Consider the following 22,267-nt stretch of genomic DNA (forward strand, 5'->3'; position numbering starts at 1 on the left):
TTAATTATGGAATGGATAAGACAACGATTAGATAAATTAAAAGAGCCTTTTGGCGAGGGTAAGAAGTTTGAAAAATATGCCCCTGCTTTTAATGCTATTGATACTTTTCTATTTACACCAAACCACACTACTAAAACTGGTGCTCACATTCGTGATGGTGTAGATTTGAAACGAACAATGATTACAGTAGTATTAGCGCTAATACCAGCTTTAATTTTTGGTATGTGGAATGGCGGTTACCAATATTTACACCAGTTACCTGAATATGCAGACGGGGTTCCGTTTATGGATGCTTTTTTAGAAGGTGCTTCTAAAATTGTACCTATGATTATTGTATCCTATGTAGTAGGACTGGGGATAGAATTTGTTTTTGCTATTTTTAGAGGACACGATGTTAACGAAGGTTATTTAGTAACTGGATTGTTGATACCTATGATAATGCCAATAGATATTCCACTTTGGATGGTTGCATTATCTGTGGTTTTTTCTGTAATTATAGGTAAAGAGGCATTTGGTGGTACAGGGATGAATATATTAAACCCTGCGCTAACGGCTCGTGCATTTGCCTTTTTTGCATATCCAACTTATATGTCGGGTAACTCAGTTTGGGTACATAATGCATTCCAAGTAGATGCTGTTTCTGGTGAAACTATTTTAGGTAAATTAGCTTCTGGTACTACAGTGCCTTATAATACTATGGATATGTTTTCAGGAGTTATTCCTGGATCTATAGCTGAAACGTCTACAATTTGTATTCTTGCAGGTGCATTACTTTTAATTTTAACTAAAGTAGGCAGTTGGAGAATTATTGTAAGTGGTTTTATAGGCGCAGCTTGTATGGCTCTAATCTTTAACTTTTTTGGAGGAAGTTTTCCAGATAATCACTTAATGAATTTTCCTTGGTATAATCATCTTTTAATAGGAGGTTTAGCTTTCGGTGTAGTGTTTATGGCAACAGATCCTGTTTCTGCAGCACAAACAATAAAGGGTAAATGGATTTACGGATTTTTGATTGGACTTTTCGGAATCATGATTCGAATATTTAATCCAGCATATCCAGAAGGAATAATGTTGGCAATTTTATTAATGAATGTTTTTGCACCAGTTATCGATCACTACGTAGTTCAAGCAAATGTGAATAAGCGAAAGAAAAGATTGGCAGCAGTTAAGGGACAAGTAAAAACAGCAGCTTAGTTATGGAAGAGAAAACAGTTAATAAAACAAACACAAACGGCTACACATTTCTATTTGCCATCATTATGGTATTAGTAGTAGCCAGTGTACTTGCTTTTACAGCAACATCGCTAAAACCAATTCAGAATAAAAATGTTCGAAATGAAAAAATGCAGAACATTTTAGCAACAGTAGGTATTCAAACAAGTAGGGATAGCGCTCAGGCTTTATACGATAAATATATAACTGAAACTATTTCTTTAAAGCAAGATGGATCTGTAGATAAGGATGTAGATGCTTTTGAAGTAGATTTAAGTAAAGAATTACGTAAGCCGGTAGACAAACAGGTTTATCCTTTATATATTGCAAATATCGAAGGTTCTAAATATTATATTATTCCTTTAAGAGGAAAAGGACTTTGGGATGCAATTTGGGGATATATTTCTATTAAGAATGATGTAAATACTGTTAAAGGTGCAGTGTTCGATCATAAAGGTGAAACGCCAGGTTTAGGTGCCGAAATTACAAAAGCATGGTTTCAAGAACGTTTTGCAAATGAGAAAATATTTGACAAAAACGGAAATCTTGTAGGAGTGTCTGTTGTTAAAGGAAGTAAAGGAAATGCTAATAAGGACGATAATCAAGTTGATGCTATTTCTGGCGCAACTATTACTGGAAATGGTGTTTCTGATATGATTTCTGAAAGATTGAAGCATTATCTCCCTTATTTTAAGCAACAAACTGATGTTAAAGTAGCAACAAAGTAATTATGAAGACAGATAACACACAAACTTCAAAGCAGTCTGTTGAGACTGATGAGAAGAAAAAAAATGAGATGATTCTGTTCTTATCTAGTTCAGAAGAAAAAGAACATTTTCTGTCTAAGAATAACAGAAAATTATTGTCAGATCCGCTAAACGATAACAACCCAATTACTGTTCAGGTATTAGGTATTTGTTCTGCTCTAGCGATTACTGTTCAATTAAGGCCTGCATTAGTAATGGCAATTGCTGTAATGGTAGTTGTAGCATTTTCTAATGTAATTGTTTCTTTAATTAGAAATCTAATTCCAAACCGAATTAGAATTATTGTACAGCTTGTAGTAGTTGCATCTTTGGTAATTCTAGTAGATCAAGTTCTTAAAGCTTACTCTTATGATGTTAGCAAGCAATTATCGGTTTTTGTAGGTCTTATTATTACGAATTGTATTGTAATGGGGCGTTTAGAAGCCTTTGCATTAGGAAATGGAGTTTGGAAGTCATTTCTAGATGGTATTGGTAACGGTGCAGGTTATGGATTTATCCTTATTGTAGTAGCTTTCTTTAGAGAATTATTAGGGTCTGGAAAATTATTCGGTTTCGAAGTACTTGGTCATAAAGCACCTTTGTTAGCAGATTCTACTGGTCTTTATGCCTTAGGGTACGAAAATAACGGATTAATGTTGTTATCTCCAATGGCTCTTATTATTGTAGGAATCATTATTTGGGTACAACGTTCAAGAAATCGTAAACTAATCGAAGAATAATAATCAATAGCGAATTATCTTATTATGGATTATATAAATTTATTTGTTAGAAGTATTTTCGTAGAAAATATGATCTTTGCCTACTTCTTAGGAATGTGTTCCTATTTAGCAGTGTCAAAAACAGTGAATACTGCTGTTGGTTTAGGAGCCGCAGTAATCTTCGTATTAACTGTAACAGTACCTATCAACTTTTTATTAGACCAGTATTTATTAAGCCCTGGTGCTTTAAAATGGATAGGCCCGGAATATGCTAACGTAGATCTTAGTTTCTTGAGTTTTATCATGTTTATTGCAGTAATCGCATCAATGGTACAGCTTGTAGAAATGATTGTTGAAAAATTTGCTCCTGCACTATATGGTGCATTGGGGATTTTCTTGCCGCTTATTGCAGTAAACTGTGCAATTTTAGGTGGGTCATTATTTATGCAACAAAAGAATTTTGGAGGAATTGGAGAATCTATTACTTATGGTTTAGGTAGTGGTATTGGATGGTTTCTTGCAATTATAGCAATTGCTGCAATTCGAGAAAAAATTGCTTACTCTAATGTTCCTGCTCCATTAAAAGGTCTTGGTATTACATTTATTATTACCGGATTAATGGCGATTGGATTTATGAGTTTTATGGGAATTAAATTATAAAAGAAAAACAACAACAATGACAGTTATAATTGCAAGTATAGTTGTATTCTTAATTTTGGTCCTTCTTTTGGTTTCTATTTTGTTAGGAGCTAAAGCGAAGCTGATCCCTTCTGGACCTGTAAAAATTAATGTAAACGGAGAAAAAGATCTTGAAGTAAGTTCAGGAGGAACACTCTTGGGAACTTTAGGTTCAGAAAAACTTTTCCTACCCTCTGCATGTGGTGGAGGTGGTACCTGCATTCAATGTAAGTGTATCGTAAAAGAAGGTGGAGGAACACTTTTACCAACTGAAGAACCTCACTTTACCCGTAAGGAAATTGCCGACGGATGGAGATTAGGTTGTCAGGTAAAAGTAAAACAGGATATGAAAATTCAGATTCCTGAAGAAGTATTCGGAATCAAAAAATGGGAAGCTACTGTTGTTAGAAATTACAATGTTGCTTCATTCATTAAAGAATTTGTTGTAGAGATTCCAGAAGATATGGATTACAAAGCTGGGGGTTATATTCAGATTGAAATCCCTAAATGTGAAGTAGCTTACAAAGATATTGATATTACTGCTCACCCAGAAGAGCACGAAACACCTGATAAGTTTCAAGCTGAGTGGGACAAATTCAATCTTTGGCCTTTAGTAATGAAAAATAGCGAAACAGTAGAACGTGCATATTCTATGGCCTCTTATCCTGCAGAAGGACGTGAGATCATGTTAAATGTTCGTATTGCTACTCCGCCATGGGATAGAGCTAAAAATGGATGGATGGATGTAAATCCTGGAATCGCTTCTTCTTATATTTTCTCTAGAAAAAAAGGAGATAAAGTAACCATCTCTGGTCCCTACGGTGAATTCTTTATCAACGAAAGTGATGCAGAGATGCTTTATGTTGGTGGTGGTGCAGGTATGGCACCAATGCGTTCTCACTTATATCACCTTTTTCGTACAGTAAAAACTGGTAGAAAAGTAACTTATTGGTATGGTGGACGTTCTAAACGTGAACTTTTCTATACTCAACATTTTAGAGATTTGGAAAAAGATTTTCCTAACTTTAAATTCTATTTAGCACTTTCAGAACCTTTAGAAGAAGATAACTGGAAACTTAAAGATGGAATTGATGGAGAAGGTGATGGATTTGTAGGATTTATTCACCAAGTAGTTATTGATAATTATTTGAAGTATCATGATGAGCCAGAAGATATAGAATTCTATTTCTGTGGTCCTCCAATGATGAATAAATCTGTTCAGAAAATGACAGAAGATTTTGGTGTACCACCTGAAAATGTAAGATTCGATGATTTTGGAGGTTAATCCATAACTTATAATATATTAAAAAAGCCGATTATTTTAATCGGCTTTTTTTATGCAGCTTAATCTTTCTCTTCGTAATTTTGCAATATGGCAAAAGAGTTAACAAAACAGGAATTACATAATCTTGCAATGAATGTTGTGGGAAAAGATCTTGAAAAAAAGGGATTTGAATTTTTGGGTGTTAATAGCGATATAAAAGCAAACCCACAATTTGTAGCTTTAAAAAATAAAAAACTACATTTTGTTGTAGTTCGAGCTATATTGTATCCTGAAAATCCTAAAAATGTAGATAGGATTTATATGGAATCTATGAAATCACATGCAACGAAATTTAATGCTGAAACTTTTTATGCTGGTGTTGGGATTGCCAATGCTAGCAATTATGAATTACCAGTTACTCACGAAGAAAATTATATCATAAATTATGATGGTTGGCAAGAAATATAGTATAGCGATATTAGCGATTTTCACATTATTTTTTTTCACATCTTGTGATGGAAACGATATTGAAGAAAAGGACTATGAAGGTTCAGCATTGGGCACAACCTATCATATTAAAATTTATACAGATAAAGGTGATTTAAAAATAACTAAAGGATTAGATAGTATATTTGAAGTTATTAACAAATCAATGAGTACTTATCAACAGGACTCAGATATTTCTAAAATAAATAATGGAGGAGATTCCATTATTGTTGATAAACATTTTCAGAAGGTTTTTAAGGCTTCAAAAGATATTTATAATCAAAGTAATGGATATTTCGATCCGACTGTGGGAAATTTAGTAAATGCTTATGGTTTTGGTCCTAATAAACGCATAGATACTTTAAAACAATCTATAATTGATTCGTTATTGCAGTATGTAGGATTGAATAAATTAAAATTGACTACAGAAGGCAAAATAGAAAAAGAAGATCCAAAAATTTATTTAGATTTTAATGCAATTGCTAAGGGATATACAATAGATGTAATTGCTGAATTTTTCGATAAAAAAGAAATAGATAATTATTTAATCGAATTAGGTGGCGAATTAGTAAGCAAAGGGGATAATGTAGTCAAACAAAAAACTTTTGTAGTAGCTATAGATGATCCTTTACAAAAAGAGGGGGATAGAACCTTCCAAGCAACTTTAAAGCTTGAAAATAGAGCTATGGCAACTTCTGGGAATTACAGAAAATTTAGAACAGACTCTGTTACTGGAGAAATGTACGTGCATACTATAAATCCTTTAACTGGGAAACCCGAAAAAAGTAGTTTGTTAAGCGCTTCTGTTTTAGCAAAAAACTGTATGCTAGCAGATGGTTATGCTACCACTTTTATGGCACTTGGATTTGATAAAGCTAAAGAATTAGCATCGAAATTAGATAATATCGATGTATATTTTATTTATGCAGATAAAGATTCTAAAAATGTATATATGTCTAAAGGTTTTAAAAACGTATTGCTTGATTAATCTTTAATTTAGTTTCCATAATAGTTAAATTAAATTTTTTTAGTTTGAATTACATCCAAAAAGGAATGAATTTTTGTGATTTAAGTTTGTAAATGCTGTTTGCTAGTTTTTTTGAAGTAATATAATTTTGTAAGATTGTAATGTTCTAATTATCTCTATAAGCTATTATTATTTACAAGATTCTGTTTAATGAGGTGATTTGTAAAGTAGCTATATTAGTTTTTCTAAAATTAGATTGCTTAACAACTTAAGCATGAATACATTTTTTTAAAATGAAAGAAATAGTATTTAAAAGATTTTTTATTTACGGCAAACGGGAATAATTTCACCTTCTTGTAATCTAAATTTATCGATTTCCGAATCTGAAAATTCACTCGTATAATCTACTTCATCTACAGTAAAACCGATACTCCTTAGTTTATCGAAATAGTCTTTTCCGTAAATTCTAACATGATCATATTGTCCAAAAATACGAGCTCTTTCTTTTGGATCGGTGATAGAATCGTCTTCAAAAGTTTTTTCGCGTTTTAAATCTTGCGGAATTTGTAAAATAGCTGTAGCTCCTGGTTTTAAAATCCTATAAATTTCTTGCATGGCTTTAGTGTCATTCGGAATATGCTCTAAAACATGATTGCAAAATATAAAATCGTATTGATTATCTTTAAAAGGTAAATTACAGATGTCGGCTTTTACATCTGCTAACGGAGAGTTTAAATCTGTTGTAGTATAATCAAGATTCGATAAATTTCTGAAACGTTTATAAAAGGCCTGTTCAGGAGCAAAATGTAATACTTTATGCTTTTCTGAAAAGAAAGTAGTTTTTTCTTTTAAATAAAGCCATAACAGTCTGTGCCGTTCTAACGAAAGGGTAGAAGGCGAAAGTACATTTTCACGCTGATTATCGTAACCATATGGTAAAAACTTTTTAAAACTTTTACCATCAATAGGATCTGTATAAGTGTTTCCTTTTAGACTCATTATTAAAAAAGGTCTAGCTAAATAGCTAAAACGGATTAATAACGGTCTAGGGAATGTATTTAAAATAATTTTAAAAAGCTGCTTCATATTTAAATAGAAATATCTTTCCGGAGCCAAAGATATTCAAATTAACTGCTTTTTTCACTTTAGAGTTTACTATACTTCTATATCTCCCCAGTTTTCACCAGATTTTATACGATAAAGTTGCATTTCTGAAACCCCAAATTGTTTTGCAAGTACCCGAATTCTTGTTTTTCTATTAGGATCTAATAATTTTTTCTTCAGGATTACCGCTTGTGCATATGTAAGTTTTGAATAGGATGTTACTTTTCTTAACTTACGATTGCGCTTATTCTCTTTCACACTAGGGCTGTGATATTGATGCGCAACCCATTCTTCTTTGGTTGCCCATGCAATATTTGCTACGCGATTATCGTCTTTCTGAAAATTTTTATGGATCACATATCTATCTTCTTCCTTTTTATCTAAAAACATTTCTGCTACAATTCTATGTATGTAGTATGTTTTCGATTTACCGGTTTTGAGTTTTACTGCAAAATTAAGATAGCCACCTACGCGGCCCCCTCGCATTAACTCACCATCTTCTTTGTTTTTTAGGAAGCTTACCAGTCTGCCATAATTTGATATTTTATAAACAAATCTGTCTTCCCATTCTTCTTTGTGTAGGGTTTTCCAAACCTCTCCTCTGAAACTTTTAATCATAGGGTTTTTTCTCTAAATTCATCTTCTTCTTTACTTTCGATGCCTAAGGCTTCATAAATATAACTGAAAGTAGATAGCAGCTCCGGTTTGCCATCTATAAGTGCTACGTCGTGTTCAAAGTGGGCAGAAGGTTTATTATCAGCTGTTAGAATTGTCCAACCATCTGAAAGTTGCTTAATGCGTTTGGTTCCTAAATTAATCATAGGTTCTATGGCTACCACCATACCTTCAACAAATTTTTTACCTCTTCCTCTTCTGCCATAGTTAGGCATTTCAGGAGATTCATGCATTTTAGCACCTAAACCGTGTCCTACAAGTTCTCGAACTACACCGTAGCCATGATCTTCAGTGTATTTTTGAATGGCATAGCCAACATCGCCTACGCGGTTGCCGGCTTTAAATTCTCGCATTCCTATGTAAAGTGATTCTTTAGTAATAGTTAATAGTTTTTCTACCTCTTCGCTAACTTTTCCTACTGGAAAAGTATAGGCATGGTCACCATAATATCCATTCTTTAAAGCTCCACAATCTATAGAAATAATTTCACCTTCTTCAAGGGGCTTGTCATTAGGAATACCGTGTACTACTTGTGCATTGGGGCTCATGCACAACGAGTTTGGAAAATCGTAAAGGCCTAAAAAGCCTGGTACAGCTCCATGATCTCTAATAAATGTTTCCGCTAATTGATCTAAATGAAGAGTGGTAACTCCCGGTTTAATTTCGGTAGCTAACATTCCTAAAGTTTTAGATACAATTTGAGCACTTTCCCTAATTAATTCAATTTGTTCCCTTGTTTTAGGTATAATCATTAGTGTTAGATTTATTAAAAATTGCCAAAATAATGGCGGTTTTCTTATTGTTTGCTTTTATTTATAATCATATCAATATTGACATGATAAATATTTCAAATTACGGTCATGAATAAAAAATATAAGCTAAGATGTAGTCTATATTCTTTATTCTGGATAACTTTTATTTACAACATAAAAGTTTATGTCTTATTGCAAAAGGTTAGTACTTTTCTTAATAAAGTACCGCTACGGAGAGTGTAGAGTAATAAAGTATACTCTGGTTCCTGAAATTTTTCCAGGATTTTGAAAACATTTAGCTTGGTTTTACCAATGCTAGTAAAGCTGTTTTCTACAATTGTTACATTATAATCAATTGCTAATGTCTGTGTAGGGTACATAACTTTAAGCAAAATATTAAAATAGAAAAAAATCTATTAAATTAAAAAAAAATTATTTAGCGTACGGATTTTTATATTCTTTTCCGCTTACAATTTTTGCAATATCTTCCTCGATACTTTCTTGTGAATATTCTACAAAGCGATTTACTTCTTTACCATTTTTGTAAAAAATAATTGTCGGTACGCGATGCAAATTTACATTTTCTTCTGTTTTTTCAGGTGTTCTTTTAGAATGATCTACTGCATAAGCTGTTAAATTTTTCATTTTGAACCCAGATTCTTCTAAAACTTTAAATAAACGGGGTGTTTCACGTTTACTATCTCCACACCATGTTCCCATATATAACGTAATTTTATAATCGTTAATATGTTTACTAATGGTTTTTATTGAAGATTTTTTTGGTTCGTAATTTTCATAACGAGGCTTGAACCATCTTGAATAAGGCTCTTTTAATAAATCTTTTTCAGAAAATTTACCTAACAACATACTTTGTTGCGAAAATTTTTCAATTTTATCACTTTCTTTATCTTTATGTAAAGAACTAGAAAAGTTGCCGTAATTAAAAATCACGGCAACCATTATTATTAATAATTTATTCATTATAATAATTATATTATTCTACTAGAGATTCCTGTGTCATTAACTCAGGTTTATCTACACCCATTAATTTTAAAATCGTAGGAGCAATGTCTCCTAATATTCCACTTTTAATTTCTTTAATTTCTTTATCTAATAATATTAATGGAACTGGGTTTGTTGTGTGGGCTGTATTTGGAGAACCATCTTCATTAATCATGGTTTCACTATTACCGTGGTCTGCAATTACTATAACTGAATAGTCATTTTCCATTGCAGCATTACAAACATCTTTAGCACATTCATCTACAGCTTCACATGCTTTAACAGCAGCTTCAAAAACTCCAGTATGGCCAACCATATCTGCATTAGCAAAGTTTAAACATACAAAATCAGCAGATTTTTTATTTAATTCAGGAATAATTTTATCACGAATATCGTAAGCACTCATTTCCGGTTTTAAATCGTATGTAGCTACTTTTGGAGAACTACACATCAATCTATTCTCTCCTTTAAATGGTTCCTCTCGACCACCAGAAAAGAAAAATGTTACGTGTGGATATTTTTCAGTTTCGGCAATACGAATTTGTTTTTTACCAGCTTTTTCTAGAACTTCTCCTAATGTATCTTTCAAATTATCTTTTTTGAAAATAACATGGATGTTTTTAAATGTATCATCATATTTAGTAAGTGTTACAAAATATAATGGTAATTTTTTCATGTCTTGATCAGGAAAATCTTCTTGGCTTAGTACCTGTGTTAATTGTCTTCCGCGATCGGTTCTGAAGTTGAAAAATATAACAACATCATCTTCTTTTAAGGTTGCAACCGGCTCGTTATCTTCTTTAGTAACTACTATAGGTTCGATAAATTCATCGGTAACATTGTTTTTGTAGCTGTTTTTTATAGCTTGTACAGGATCTTGTGTTTTTTCACCTTCACCTTTTACAATGGCATCATATGCTTTTCTTACACGTTCCCATCTTTTATCACGGTCCATTGCAAAATATCTACCTACAATAGAAGCTAATTTACCATTTGTTTTGTCTAAATGTTTTAAAATATCTTCAACAAAGCCTTCTCCTGATTTGGGATCAACATCTCTACCATCGGTAAAAGCGTGTAAATATTTTTCAGAAATACCAAATTCTTCCGCAGCGGTAAGAAGTCCTTTAATGTGTTTAATGTGAGAGTGAACACCACCATCACTTAATAATCCCATAAAATGTACGGCCTTATTATTTTCTTTGGCATATTCAAAAGCAGCTTTTAAATCTGGCTCGTCTAATAAGGTTTTATTTTCTACAGCTTGATTAATTTTTACTAAATCTTGATATACAATACGGCCAGCACCTAAATTCATGTGGCCAACTTCGCTATTTCCCATTTGTCCTTCAGGAAGACCAACATTCATTCCATCTGTTCTAAGGTGAGCATGTGGATATTTTTTTAAAATTTCGTCTACAAAAGGAGTTTTTGCATTTGCGATGGCAGATACTTTAGGATCTTGGGTTTCTCCCCAACCATCAAGAATCATTAATATGACTTTCTTATTCATTTTGGGTAAATTTTATATAAAAGTATAAACAATATTAAGGCTGTTCAATCTTAAAGCCTTAATGTTTTATTAAAGTTAATGAGATTTTAGGTAATAAAATTAGTATTTTCTGAATAATTTGAACGAAAACGTTGTAAATTGACATATTCTATTTTAACGTATTTTATAAATTTAAAATTTTAAACTTTAACATAAAAAAAAGATTTTGGAATACTAATTGAAACTAATTAATCGTTTACAAGGAATATGCAAATTTTTAATATACTTAATTATAGAGCGGTTTTTCGCTATATATAGTACTTATTTTGTTGGTCTGCATATTTTTTGTAAGTTGGTAAAATATTTAGAAAATTTTAACTAAAATAGATACGTGTGAATAGACTGATGATTGCTGGAGTCGTATTAATGTTTTCAACCGCTTTTTCTGGCTCAACACCCAAGACACCCCTAAACCCATCAAAAATTGAAGAAGAAAGAAGTGCTGTTACGGCAATGATGAAACCTTCTTTTGAAGAAAAAATTGCAACTATTTATTCTGATTTTACAGAGAAGAATGAAAGTATGCCTGCTTTAACAACCTTTCAGCATGCAATGAAAGGATATTACAAATTATTAGAACAAGGAAAGGTTGATAAAAAAATACTAACCATTATAGATTTTAATTTATCTTCTAAAATAAAGCGGTTTTGGGTTTTGGATATGAACACCCAAGATGTGTTGTTTAATACCTATACGGCACATGGTAAAAATTCTGGAATGGAATTCGCAACTTCTTTTTCTAATAGTGTGAATAGCCATAAGAGTAGTTTAGGTTTTTATGTAACAGGAGAAACTTATTACGGGAAAAACGGACTCTCTCTTTTTATTGATGGAATGGAAAAGGGCTATAATAATAATGCGCGAAAAAGATATGTGGTAATACATGGTTCAGATTACGTTAATAGAAATTTTATAAGCACTAGAGGTAGGGCTGGTAGAAGTTATGGTTGCCCAGCAATTCCAAGAAAATTAACTCGTAAGGTTATAAATATAATTAAAGGTAAGTCTGTAATTTTCATTAATAAATCTAACGAAGATTATTTAGAGCATAGTAGTTACTTAAATTCATAAGAATTTACTATTTATAAAAAAGCGTCTTCTAATCTAGAAGACGCTTTTTTTATTTGATACTTATATATTTAAATAAAAAAAATAATTAAGCTCTTACATCTCTAAATTCTTCATAACGCTCAAACATAACCTCTGCAAATGGGCAAAGTGGTTCAATTTTTAAATTTCTATTGCGAGCATATTGAACGCAAGCTTTTAAAAGTTCAGTAGCTATACCTTGTCCTTCTAGCTCTAGTTTAACTTCAGTATGATCTATAGTAATAAGGCTGTTACTGTTTATAACATAAGTTAATTCCGCAAAAACACCTTGTTCCCCTTTCATATAGAACATTCCTCTACTATCGCTTTCTTTGTGTTTTATTGGAGTATTTTTCATAATCTTATTTTAAAATGTTGTCTACAATGCCATAAGCTAAAGATTCTTGAGCACTCATCCAATAATCCCGATTAAAATCTTTCATTATTTTTTGTACACTGTGGTTGCAGTTTTCCGCTAAGATTTCAGCACTAATCTCTTTTGTCTTTATAATTTCTGTAGCTTGAATCTCTATATTAGAGGCTTGTCCGTTTGTACCTCCTGATGGTTGTTGAATCATTACTTTTGCGTGGGGTTGAATAAAACGTCTCCCTTTTTTTCCGGCAGAGAGTAATATAGCCCCAATAGAAGCTGCTAATCCTGAACAAATAGTAGAAACAGGTGCTGTTATTTCTTGAATGGTATCGTAAATGGCAAAACCATCAGTTATATAACCTCCTGCACTACTAATATATAATTGAATTTCTTCTTTTCCTTCTAAATCAAGGTAAAGTAAACGGTCAATTACATGTTTAGCTGATTTTTCATCTACAGGTCCCCACATAAATATTTTTCGCTTTTCTAAAAATCTAGCATCAATTTTATCTTGTATTTTCCCTCGTTTACCTTTCATTCGTCTTAACTTGAAAATTTTAGTTTGCAAAAATATAATTAATTTTAAATAAATATTAGAGAGGATTTAGTTTGAAATACGTAAACTAAAATAAGTGCTATTAAATAGATGAAGAAAATCGAAAATTAATTTTTATAGAAGTTATTGAAAGACAATAATTTATTATTTTGGTGTTTTAAAGTTTGAAAAAAATGGCTAAAAATGTTTTATAAATATCTAAATCTAATTTATATTTGTACCCAGTTAATGCGGGAGTAGCTCAGTTGGTAGAGCGTCAGCCTTCCAAGCTGAATGTCGCCGGTTCGAACCCGGTCTCCCGCTCAAAAAGCTTCATTTTTAAATGAAGCTTTTTTTATTATAATTATATAAAATTCTAAATTTTATAAATAAAAAAAAGCGACAAATTTTGTCGCTTTTTAATTATATCATAAGAAGTAAATTCTATTGGTTTAGCCATTCATGCTAATTAAGAATTCTTCGTTATTTCTGGTTTGTTTTATTTTTCCGTTTACAAATTCCATAGCTTCTATAGGATTCATATCTGCTATGTATTTACGCATAATCCACATTCTTTGGATTGTGTTTTCATCTAATAAAAGATCATCTCGACGAGTACTAGAAGAAATAAGATCGATAGCTGGGAATACTCTACGGTTTGATATTCTTCGGTCTAATTGAAGTTCCATGTTACCGGTACCTTTAAATTCTTCAAAGATAACTTCATCCATTTTAGAACCGGTTTCTGTAAGTGCAGTTGCAATTATAGAGAGAGAACCACCATTTTCAATATTACGAGCTGCACCAAAGAAACGCTTAGGTTTATGTAAGGCATTGGCATCAACCCCACCACTAAGTACTTTCCCGCTAGCAGGTTGTACGGTGTTATAAGCACGTGCCAAGCGAGTAATAGAATCTAACAGGATAACTACATCATGGCCACATTCAACTAATCGTTTTGCTTTCTCTAATACAATATTAGCTACACGAACATGTTCATGCGCTTCTTTATCAAAAGTTGAAGCAACAACTTCACCTCTTACATTTCGTTGCATGTCGGTTACCTCTTCTGGACGTTCATCAATTAATAAAATAAGTTGATAAACTTCAGGATGGTTGGCGGCAATAGCATTCGCAATATCTTTAAGCAACATAGTTTTCCCTGTTTTTGGTTGGGAAACAATCATACCACGTTGTCCTTTTCCGATAGGGGCAAAAAGATCCATAATTCGAGTAGAAATAGAACTTTGCTTATCGGCGATATTAAATTTTTCTTGTGGGAAAAGAGGGGTTAAGTGTTCAAAAGAAATACGGTCTCTTACCACTTGTGGATCTAAACCGTTAATCTTGTTAATTTTGATAAGTGGAAAATACTTTTCACCTTCTTTAGGAGGGCGTATTTGTCCTAAAATAGTATCTCCGGTTTTTAAACCAAATAAACGAATTTGAGATTGAGAAACATAAATATCGTCTGGAGACGTTAAGTAATTATAATCTGAAGAACGTAAGAAACCATAATTATCTTGCATGATGTCTAAAACACCTTCGCTTTCGATAATTGCGTCGAACTCATAATCAGGCTCGCGGTATCGGTTCCGGATATCTTTATTTCCGTTTTTATCGTTCCGATTGTCTTTACGGTTATCTTTTCGATTATTATTATTATTATTATTATTCCCGTTATGCTCTTTATTATCGGAACTCTCAGATTTCTTTCTGGTATCTTCTGTTGGTTTCTTTCTCGTGTTTTTTGGCTTGTTAGTGCTTTCAGGAGTTTTAGAAACTTTTTTGGTTTCAGTTTTAGGCCTTGCTTTAGCTTTAGGCTCAATGTCCTTGCTAGCCTCTTTTTTCTCAGGAGAATTATCTGTAGGTTTTTTTTCTACATCAGGAGTCTTCGTGTTGTTGGTAGACTCTTGTTTTTTATCTGTTCCTATTTTTTTAGTACGTATGGTACGTTTTCTTTTAGGCTTTTCCTCTGCTTGTTTATCGTTATCGGTACTTTCCGTATTTGTAAGTACTTCTTTAACTTTATTAGGATTAGCTGCCTGGTAATCTAAAATTTGATATACTAAATCTAATTTTTTTAGGCTTCTAAATTTAGGAACATTCAGTGATTTTGCAATCTCCTGAAGTTCAGGTAGCTTTTTAGCTTTTAAATCAGAAATTTCAAACATGAATAGTCAAAATAAATTTTGTTTGGTTGTTGATTGATAACTTCTTTAAGAAGAATTGAATTATTTTTTGAAGTCTTAAGTAGCCTGTAAAGAACAGGTTACGAAATGTATATGCAATTATACAACTTTATTTAGAAAATAAACTGTTTTTTCTGAAAATAATATTTTATTTTTGCAGAATATTAAATAATTATGCTGCAACGAATACAAACTATTTATTTGCTTATAACAGCTATTGTAAGTCTTGGTTTAATTTTTGTTTTTTCTTTATGGGAAACTGCCGAGGGAACTTTAGTTTACGCTCAAGACCAAATTATGGTTTTTATGGCGTTTTTGTTTTCTGGAGCATTAGCAGTAATTAGTATTTTTATGTTTAAAAATCGGAAGCTTCAATTTGTTTTGGGGCGTATCAATATCTTATTAAACTTTTTTTTACTAGGATTGTTTGTATATTGGTCACTAAGTTTACCTGGAGAAATGGATATTTCGGAGAAGGGTATTGGGATGTTTCTTCCTATTATTTCTATCGTTTTTCTAGTTCTGGCGAATAAAGCCATTAAAAAGGACGAAAATCTCGTAAAATCTGTAGATCGATTACGATAAGCCTATCATCTTAGTAGTATTAGTGCGTAGAAAGGCCTGAAGTTTTACTTTAGGCCTTTTTTATTGTTTTTATTGAAGTTCTATAACTTCTAAATCTTTTATATTTTCTCCATCAATCACAAAGCGGAGCATAGTTCTTTTTTTATGCCAGCCATGTTTTCCTGCAGCACCCGGATTCATATGTAATAAACCTAAATTTTTATCCATCATTACTTTTAGAATATGAGAATGCCCACAGATAAATAGTTTAGGTGGATTTTTATTAATTTCGTCTTTTATGTTTGGGTTGTATTTTTTAGGATAGCCACCAATGTGGGTAATCCAGACATCTACACCTTCACACATCCAACGTTGATTTAATGGAAATTCTTTCCTAATTTCAGCATTATCAATATTTCCGTACACCCCAATTATTGGTTTTCCGGTATTTTTTAACTGGTCGGTTACGTTTAATTTCCCAATATCTCCAGCATGCCATATTTCATCTGCTTGTTCTGCATAATAGAGAATACGATCGTCAATATAGCTATGGGTGTCGCTTAGTAATAGAATTTTTTTCAAAATGTATAGTTTAAAAAGGATTGAAAGCTTTTGTATAAATACAGTTTTAGAGTAATAAATCCCTTATCTTTGTGTGCTGCAAAAGTAAAAATTTCAGTTTAGGTTTGAGATATTTTATAGATTTAGCTTATTTAGGAACAGCCTATCATGGGTGGCAAATACAGCCACATGCTATAAGTGTTCAGGAGGTTATTCAAAAAGCACTATCTAAAATTCTTCAGCAAGAAATAGAAGTAGTGGGAGCTGGTCGAACAGATGCTGGTGTACATGCAAAGCAATTGTATGCTCATTTTGATGCAGAATTGAAATTTGATGAAAAAACACTTCAATTTAAGTTAAACTCTTTTTTACCTAAAGATGTTGCTGTTAATCAACTTTTTGCTGTTACAGCCGATGCACATGCACGTTTTGATGCAACTAGTAGGAGTTACGAATATCATATAACCACCAGTAAAAACCCTTTCAATATTAACCAAGCCTATTATTTATTGAAGGAATTAGATATTGAAAAAATGAATAAGGCAGCAGAAATGTTGCTCGATTATACTAATTTTAAATGTTTTTCGAAAAGTAGAACTGATGTTAGAACCTATAATTGTAAAATTAAAAAAGCAGTTTGGGAACAAACGCCAGACGGATTTATTTTTCATATTACAGCCGACCGGTTTTTACGAAATATGGTACGAGCAATAGTTGGTACTTTATTAGATATCGGAATTGGTAAAAATTCAGTAGAATTTTTGAAAGAAATTCTTAAAAGTGAAGACAGAGGTATGGCCGGAACCTCGGTTCCTGCTCATGGCTTATTTTTAACCCAAATAGAATACCCTAAAACAATATTACTTAATGGCCTCTAAAACGGGAAACGCATTCGATTTTGATCTTTTTAAACGCCTGCTAAAATATAGCAATCCCTATAAAATAACTGTATATTTTGTAGCAATTACTGCTATATTATTGTCATTTTTCGCGATAGCACGTCCCTATTTACTACAAATAACCATAGACGATTCTATTATCCCTAAAGATAATGATAACCTTATTTTTTATATTTCTCTAATAGTTGGGTTTTTAGTTTTAGAAGTTACCTCGCAATTTTTCTTTATCTATTTTGCCAATTTGTTAGGTCAAAATGTAGTGCGAGATTTACGAGTAACCCTTTTTAAGCATATGCTTGAATTTAAAATGCAATATTATGATACCTCAGCAGTAGGGCGCTTAGTAACACGAGCAGTAAGTGATATAGAAACTATTGCAAGTATTTTTAGTCAGGGTTTGTTTATGATTATTAGTGACCTATTAAAAATGCTGGTTGTAATTAGTTTTATGTTTTATAAAAGTTGGCAACTTACTTTATTAGTACTTGTGGTGCTTCCTTTTATAATGTATGCTACGCGAGTTTTTCAGAAGAAAATGAAAATTGCTTTTGAAGACGTACGTACGCAAGTAGCTAATTTAAATACGTTTGTACAAGAACGAATTTCAGGAATGAAAATCGTACAACTATTTAACCGAGAAGAAGCTGAATACGATAACTTTAAAGCAATTAACGATAAACACCGTACAGCTTGGGTAAAAACTGTTTGGTATAACTCTATATTTTTTCCAATAGCAGAAATGTCTACTTCTATAACCATCGGACTCCTTGTTTGGTTTGGTGGTTTACAAGCGGCAACCGATAATCCTAACATTACACTAGGGGTTATTATCGCTTTTATAGAATTAGCACAAATGCTTTTTAGACCTTTACGGCAGATTGCCGATAAGTTTAATACCCTACAAATGGGAATGGTGGCTGCCAACCGTGTGTTTGGTATTTTAGATACCGAAGCATCAATTAAAAACGAAGGCACTAAAAAATTCACAGACATTAAAGGAGATATTGAATTTAAAGATGTTCGGTTTAGTTATGTAAAAGGAGAAGAAGTGTTGCGAGGTGTTAATTTTAAGGCAAAATCTGGAGAAACTATAGCAATAGTAGGAGCCACAGGAGCCGGAAAGTCTACCGTAATTAACTTGTTAAACCGATTTTATGAGATTGATAGCGGAAAAATTTTAGTTGATGGTGTAGATATTAAAAATGTTACTTTAAAATCATTACGAGCCGAGATAGCTGTAGTACTTCAAAACGTATTTTTATTTGCAGATACTATTATGCACAATATAAAATTGGATAATCCTGATATTTCTGAAGACGACGTAATTACAGCAGCTAAACAAATAGGAATTCACGATTTTATAAGTGCTCTGCCAAACGGCTATTATTATAATGTAAAAGAAAGAGGGGTAATGCTTAGTTCAGGTCAACGTCAGCTTATCTCATTTTTACGAGCTTATGTAAGCAATCCAAGTATTTTAGTGTTAGATGAAGCAACCTCTTCGGTGGATACGTATAGCGAACAACTTATTCAGCAAGCTACCGACAAAATTACTAAAGACAGAACTTCAATTGTAATTGCGCACCGTTTAGCTACTATTAAAAAAGCCGATAAAATCATGGTAATGGACAGTGGTGAGATTATAGAAGTTGGTACTCACGACGAATTATTACTTAAAGAAAACGGCCATTATCGTAAACTTTATGAAGTGCAGTTTATGGCTGAAGAATCTGCGTAAGCCTGAATCTTGAAAATATCATCTAATCTTATCGAATCTTAATGATATAAGATTGCTCTTTCTTAAACTGAAGGTTAGAAAGCTTCACTGTTACCTGTAGCAAAGATGATTAAAACTGTAAATACAATCATTATAATAGTTGCTGTTAAAGTGATGCCTATAAATAGTAAAATATTGAGCAGAAGTTGTGGTACTGAGAGGTCAAGCAATCTTTTGTAACAATACGCAGTGTAAAGTGCAAAAAGTATAGTTAATAAATTTCCTATAAAATAATAGTTTCCTCCTAAGCTGACAGCAAATGTGAGCAATATCGCACTAATTATGGTATACTGACTCGAAATATAGCCCATCGCAACTAAATGTTCTGTGTAATTATATTTTTTGCGATTAAAAAATGAGAGCTTTGCGAGAAGAGCATATACCGGAATTAGTAAGATAGAGATAAGAGAGTAATAGTCATACATTGAGTTGAAAATAAGCGCCTGTCCTGTTTTATCAGTAAGTCCGGGGATTTCTAAACTCTCAGGATAAAATTTTCTAAGAAAGAATATTTGGAATCCGGCAAGGGTAAGCCCAATCGTAAAATAACTTATTACATTCAAGTATCTTTTTCTTAAACCGGTTATATAGCCATCTATAACTTTTTCAGGAGCAGTGAAAAGGATGAAGAAGGTTTTTAGAAAAGTATTGTCAATATTTAAAAAAATAGTGCTGAATTCTTCAAAAACTAGCTTTAAGTTTAATCGAGAATCTATCTTTTTTGCTCCACAGGAATAACAATATTCATGATCTTTGGAAAGTTTTGCATGGCAGTTTTTACAAAAACAGCCTTGAGAATATAGAATTTCATGTTTCATTAAATAACAGTTACCTTAAATTTTCTTTTAAGCGTTCTCTTAACTCATCGTTGCTTTCAAACATCGTAAATTCTCCATCTCGAATATAGGAGATTTGTCCAGTTTCTTCACTAACAACAATAGCTAAGGCATCGGTTTTTTCTGAAATACCAACCGCAGCACGGTGGCGTAGTCCAAAACGAAGTGGGATAGACCGATCGTTAGAAACCGGTAAAATAACACGCGTAGCTGTAATTTTATTTCCTTCAATAACCATAGCGCCATCATGTAAAGGGCTGTTTTTAAAGAAAATAGATTCTATAATAGGTTGGTTTAATTCAATATCCATAGAATCACCAGATTTTTTTATAAAATCTAAACTCGTATTTCTGCGGATTACAATTAGAGCGCCTGTTTTGGTTTTACTCATCGATTCGCATGCATTCACTATAAGATCTATAGTAGAATTATCATCGTCATCTGAAATATTTCTGACAAATCGTAAATTTTTAAAAAACTTTCCATTATAGGTTAAGTTTGCTGAACCTATCATTAATAAAAACTTTCTTATTTCTTGTTGAAAAACCACAATTAGCGCAAACATTCCAACTCCTACAAATTGATCGAGCACATTACTAAGCAATTCCATTTGAAGTAATTGCGTAAGTCTCCAAACTAAATAGATAATTGCAATACCAATAAAAATATTAACTGCTACGGTACCACGTACCAGTTTATAAATATTGTAAAGAAGTGTTGCAATTAATACAATATCTAAAATGTCTAGAAATCGAATACTTAGAATATCCAAATTATGTGCTTTTATGTAAAAATAGAAAATTAAAGTTTACTTAATAACTTCAGAATATAATTTCACACATTCTACAGCTTCTTTTACATCGTGTACTCGTAGAATAGAAGCTCCTTTGGTTAAGGCTAATGTATTTAAAATGGTAGTTCCATTTAGCGCTTCTGCCGGTGTGTTATTAAGTGTTTTGTAAATCATGTTTTTTCGAGAAATTCCTATTAATAGGGGTAAATCAAAAATATTAAATAAATCGACATTTTTTAATAATTCAAAATTTTGAGCTATTGTTTTTGAGAATCCAAATCCAGGGTCTAAAATAAGATCGTTAATACCTAAGCCTCTTGCTTCTTTTATCTTTTCAGAAAAATAAAAGTTAATATCTGTAACCAAGTTTTTATAGTCAGTAAGCTGATTCATGTTTTGGGGAGTACCTCGCATATGCATCATAATATAAGGAACTTGATATTTAGCAATAACGTGCATCATATTTTCATCCAAATTACCGGCAGCAATATCATTAATTAGTGCAGCTCCTGTATTTAGGGCATTAGCAGCTACGCTACTTCTAAACGTATCTATTGAAATTAAAATATCAGGAAATTCTTTTAGCAATATTTCAGTAGCAAAAATCACACGTTTATTTTCTTCAGCTTCAGCCACATCTTCTGCATTTGGCCGACTACTATATCCGCCAATATCAATAAATGTAGCTCCTTCTGTTACTAGTTTTTCAGCTCTTCTTAGAATGTCATCTTGCGTTTGTGTTCTACTACCTTCAAAAAAAGAGTCGGGAGTGATATTTAAAATCCCCATAACTTTAGGTTGGGAAAGATCGATAAGTTCACCTTTGCAATTGATCGTCATATACTTATAAGTTTAAAAAAATGAGCCGTTTTAAAATAATTTTGATCAGCTTAAATATTTCACCGAAATTTACGGAAATTAGCACATTTTTTATGCAAGATACATCGAAACAATATGATGCGGTTATTGAAAGTTGCCGTAGCTTGTTCCTTAACAAAATGAAAGATTATGGTTGTGCTTGGCGAATTTTAAGAGTGCCCTCGTTAACAGACCAAATTTTTATTAAAGCACAGCGAATTAGAAGTCTTCAAGAGAATGAAGTAAGAAAGGTAGATGAAGATGAAAAATCTGAATTTATTGGAATTATTAATTATTCGATAATGGCTTTAATTCAGTTAGAAAAAGGAGTGGCTAATCAGCCCGATCTTGCTCCAAAAGATGCTATTAAATTATATGATGTGCATATTACAGCAACAAAAGAGTTAATGCAGAATAAAAATCATGATTATGGCGAAGCTTGGCGGGATATGCGTATAAGTTCATTAACCGATTTAATTCTTCAAAAATTATTACGCGTAAAGCAGATAGAAGATAATAAAGGTAAAACTTTGGTAAGCGAGGGTATTGAAGCTAATTATCAGGATATGATAAATTATGCTGTATTTGCACTTATTCATTTTTCAGAAAAAGAATCAGAAGAATCTAAATAAA

The 22,267-nt window shown here is 32.2% G+C and carries 24 protein-coding genes and 1 tRNA gene; 13 read left to right on the forward strand and 12 right to left on the reverse strand.

Translation table 11 applies throughout. The annotated features are described in order from the left end of the window. Positions 1 to 6: 6 nt before the first annotated feature. The 7 genes from ACN0WI_RS14665 to ACN0WI_RS14695 all read left to right on the forward strand — a co-directional run bounded on the left by ACN0WI_RS14665 (position 7) and on the right by ACN0WI_RS14695 (position 6,093). The gene (locus ACN0WI_RS14665) at positions 7 to 1,194 is read left to right on the forward strand and encodes an NADH:ubiquinone reductase (Na(+)-transporting) subunit B (RefSeq protein ID WP_417887797.1); all 1,188 of its coding nucleotides are present in this window, start codon (positions 7 to 9) and stop codon (positions 1,192 to 1,194) included. Positions 1,195 to 1,196: 2 nt separating this feature from the next. Beyond that, complete coding sequence (locus ACN0WI_RS14670) at positions 1,197 to 1,940, forward strand: Na(+)-translocating NADH-quinone reductase subunit C (protein ID WP_417887798.1); 744 nt, start codon at positions 1,197 to 1,199, stop codon at positions 1,938 to 1,940. 2 nt (positions 1,941 to 1,942) lie between these two features. After that, positions 1,943 to 2,698, forward strand: a complete 756-nt coding sequence (locus tag ACN0WI_RS14675) for an NADH:ubiquinone reductase (Na(+)-transporting) subunit D (RefSeq protein WP_417887799.1) — start codon at positions 1,943 to 1,945, stop codon at positions 2,696 to 2,698. A 24-nt stretch (positions 2,699 to 2,722) separates the two neighbouring features. Beyond that, positions 2,723 to 3,337: an NADH:ubiquinone reductase (Na(+)-transporting) subunit E gene (gene nqrE / locus ACN0WI_RS14680; RefSeq protein WP_417887800.1), complete on the forward strand. Its 615-nt coding sequence runs from the start codon at positions 2,723 to 2,725 to the stop codon at positions 3,335 to 3,337. A 16-nt stretch (positions 3,338 to 3,353) separates the two neighbouring features. Then, the gene (gene nqrF, locus ACN0WI_RS14685) at positions 3,354 to 4,640 is read left to right on the forward strand and encodes an NADH:ubiquinone reductase (Na(+)-transporting) subunit F (RefSeq protein WP_417887801.1); all 1,287 of its coding nucleotides are present in this window, start codon (positions 3,354 to 3,356) and stop codon (positions 4,638 to 4,640) included. Between the two features lie 87 nt (positions 4,641 to 4,727). After that, entirely contained in the window at positions 4,728 to 5,087 is a 360-nt protein-coding gene (locus ACN0WI_RS14690) for a Na(+)-translocating NADH-quinone reductase subunit F (protein ID WP_417887802.1), read from the forward strand. After that, a complete protein-coding gene (locus ACN0WI_RS14695; protein WP_417887803.1) occupies positions 5,065 to 6,093 on the forward strand; it encodes an FAD:protein FMN transferase in 1,029 nt (342 codons plus the stop codon). Before ACN0WI_RS14690 ends, ACN0WI_RS14695 begins: the two co-directional genes overlap by 23 nt. Before the next feature lie 300 nt (positions 6,094 to 6,393). Here the strand turns inward: ACN0WI_RS14695 and ACN0WI_RS14700 are convergent, their stop codons facing one another. The 5 genes from ACN0WI_RS14700 to gpmI form a co-directional block, all read right to left on the reverse strand. Then, positions 6,394 to 7,158 carry a class I SAM-dependent methyltransferase gene (locus ACN0WI_RS14700; protein WP_417887804.1) on the reverse strand — a complete coding sequence of 255 codons (765 nt, stop codon included), beginning with the start codon at positions 7,156 to 7,158 and terminating at the stop codon, positions 6,394 to 6,396. A 69-nt stretch (positions 7,159 to 7,227) separates the two neighbouring features. Then, entirely contained in the window at positions 7,228 to 7,794 is a 567-nt protein-coding gene (locus ACN0WI_RS14705; RefSeq protein WP_417887805.1) for an HNH endonuclease, read from the reverse strand. Further along, positions 7,791 to 8,603 carry a type I methionyl aminopeptidase gene (gene map / locus ACN0WI_RS14710; protein WP_417887806.1) on the reverse strand — a complete coding sequence of 271 codons (813 nt, stop codon included), beginning with the start codon at positions 8,601 to 8,603 and terminating at the stop codon, positions 7,791 to 7,793. The genes ACN0WI_RS14705 and map overlap by 4 nt, the downstream gene beginning before the upstream one ends. Positions 8,604 to 9,035: 432 nt before the next feature. After that, complete coding sequence (locus tag ACN0WI_RS14715; protein WP_417887807.1) at positions 9,036 to 9,584, reverse strand: thioredoxin domain-containing protein; 549 nt, start codon at positions 9,582 to 9,584, stop codon at positions 9,036 to 9,038. Between the two features lie 13 nt (positions 9,585 to 9,597). Next, the gene (gpmI, locus tag ACN0WI_RS14720) at positions 9,598 to 11,118 is read right to left on the reverse strand and encodes a 2,3-bisphosphoglycerate-independent phosphoglycerate mutase (protein WP_417887808.1); all 1,521 of its coding nucleotides are present in this window, start codon (positions 11,116 to 11,118) and stop codon (positions 9,598 to 9,600) included. 372 nt (positions 11,119 to 11,490) lie between these two features. Here gpmI and ACN0WI_RS14725 point away from each other — a divergent pair, with 372 nt between their 5' ends. Beyond that, positions 11,491 to 12,228, forward strand: coding sequence for a murein L,D-transpeptidase catalytic domain family protein (locus ACN0WI_RS14725; RefSeq protein WP_417887809.1), 738 nt, complete (start codon positions 11,491 to 11,493; stop codon positions 12,226 to 12,228). A gap of 85 nt (positions 12,229 to 12,313) precedes the next feature. On the opposite strand, the gene ACN0WI_RS14730 is transcribed toward ACN0WI_RS14725, so the two are convergent. Next, the gene (locus ACN0WI_RS14730) at positions 12,314 to 12,604 is read right to left on the reverse strand and encodes a GNAT family N-acetyltransferase (RefSeq protein ID WP_417887810.1); all 291 of its coding nucleotides are present in this window, start codon (positions 12,602 to 12,604) and stop codon (positions 12,314 to 12,316) included. A 4-nt stretch (positions 12,605 to 12,608) separates the two neighbouring features. After that, positions 12,609 to 13,157, reverse strand: a complete 549-nt coding sequence (locus tag ACN0WI_RS14735; protein WP_417887811.1) for a ClpP family protease — start codon at positions 13,155 to 13,157, stop codon at positions 12,609 to 12,611. 248 nt (positions 13,158 to 13,405) lie between these two features. On the opposite strand from ACN0WI_RS14735, the gene ACN0WI_RS14740 reads away from it, so the two are divergent. Further along, positions 13,406 to 13,478: transfer RNA gene (locus tag ACN0WI_RS14740), tRNA-Gly, on the forward strand. A gap of 128 nt (positions 13,479 to 13,606) precedes the next feature. On the opposite strand, the gene rho is transcribed toward ACN0WI_RS14740, so the two are convergent. Then, positions 13,607 to 15,328: a transcription termination factor Rho gene (rho, locus tag ACN0WI_RS14745; RefSeq protein ID WP_417887812.1), complete on the reverse strand. Its 1,722-nt coding sequence runs from the start codon at positions 15,326 to 15,328 to the stop codon at positions 13,607 to 13,609. Positions 15,329 to 15,520: 192 nt separating this feature from the next. On the opposite strand from rho, the gene ACN0WI_RS14750 reads away from it, so the two are divergent. After that, positions 15,521 to 15,931 (forward strand): DUF4293 domain-containing protein, encoded by a 411-nt coding sequence (locus ACN0WI_RS14750; RefSeq protein ID WP_417887813.1) that lies wholly within the window; start codon positions 15,521 to 15,523, stop codon positions 15,929 to 15,931. Positions 15,932 to 16,000: 69 nt separating this feature from the next. Here ACN0WI_RS14750 and ACN0WI_RS14755 read toward each other — a convergent pair whose 3' ends face one another. Next, on the reverse strand, positions 16,001 to 16,492 hold the full coding sequence (locus ACN0WI_RS14755) for a metallophosphoesterase family protein (RefSeq protein WP_417887814.1): 492 nt from the start codon (positions 16,490 to 16,492) through the stop codon (positions 16,001 to 16,003). A 104-nt stretch (positions 16,493 to 16,596) separates the two neighbouring features. Here ACN0WI_RS14755 and truA point away from each other — a divergent pair, with 104 nt between their 5' ends. Together truA and ACN0WI_RS14765 are read left to right on the forward strand one after the other, a co-directional pair. Beyond that, positions 16,597 to 17,349 carry a tRNA pseudouridine(38-40) synthase TruA gene (gene truA, locus ACN0WI_RS14760; protein WP_417887815.1) on the forward strand — a complete coding sequence of 251 codons (753 nt, stop codon included), beginning with the start codon at positions 16,597 to 16,599 and terminating at the stop codon, positions 17,347 to 17,349. Beyond that, positions 17,339 to 19,108, forward strand: coding sequence for an ABC transporter ATP-binding protein (locus ACN0WI_RS14765; protein ID WP_417887816.1), 1,770 nt, complete (start codon positions 17,339 to 17,341; stop codon positions 19,106 to 19,108). Before truA ends, ACN0WI_RS14765 begins: the two co-directional genes overlap by 11 nt. A 74-nt stretch (positions 19,109 to 19,182) precedes the next feature. Here the strand turns inward: ACN0WI_RS14765 and ACN0WI_RS14770 are convergent, their stop codons facing one another. The 3 genes from ACN0WI_RS14770 to folP are packed head-to-tail and all read right to left on the reverse strand — an operon-like array spanning position 19,183 to position 21,616. Next, positions 19,183 to 19,965 (reverse strand): DUF3667 domain-containing protein, encoded by a 783-nt coding sequence (locus ACN0WI_RS14770; RefSeq protein ID WP_417887817.1) that lies wholly within the window; start codon positions 19,963 to 19,965, stop codon positions 19,183 to 19,185. A 10-nt stretch (positions 19,966 to 19,975) separates the two neighbouring features. Beyond that, positions 19,976 to 20,755: a diadenylate cyclase CdaA gene (gene cdaA, locus ACN0WI_RS14775; protein WP_417887818.1), complete on the reverse strand. Its 780-nt coding sequence runs from the start codon at positions 20,753 to 20,755 to the stop codon at positions 19,976 to 19,978. Between the two features lie 36 nt (positions 20,756 to 20,791). After that, a complete protein-coding gene (gene folP, locus ACN0WI_RS14780; RefSeq protein WP_417887819.1) occupies positions 20,792 to 21,616 on the reverse strand; it encodes a dihydropteroate synthase in 825 nt (274 codons plus the stop codon). Between the two features lie 92 nt (positions 21,617 to 21,708). Between folP and ACN0WI_RS14785 the strand changes: the two genes are divergently transcribed. Then, entirely contained in the window at positions 21,709 to 22,266 is a 558-nt protein-coding gene (locus tag ACN0WI_RS14785; RefSeq protein ID WP_417887820.1) for a DUF1599 domain-containing protein, read from the forward strand. The last annotated feature ends 1 nt before the right edge of the window (position 22,267 follow it).

The organism is Zunongwangia sp. (assembly GCF_048269745.1).
Classification (GTDB): Bacteria; Bacteroidota; Bacteroidia; order Flavobacteriales; family Flavobacteriaceae; genus Zunongwangia.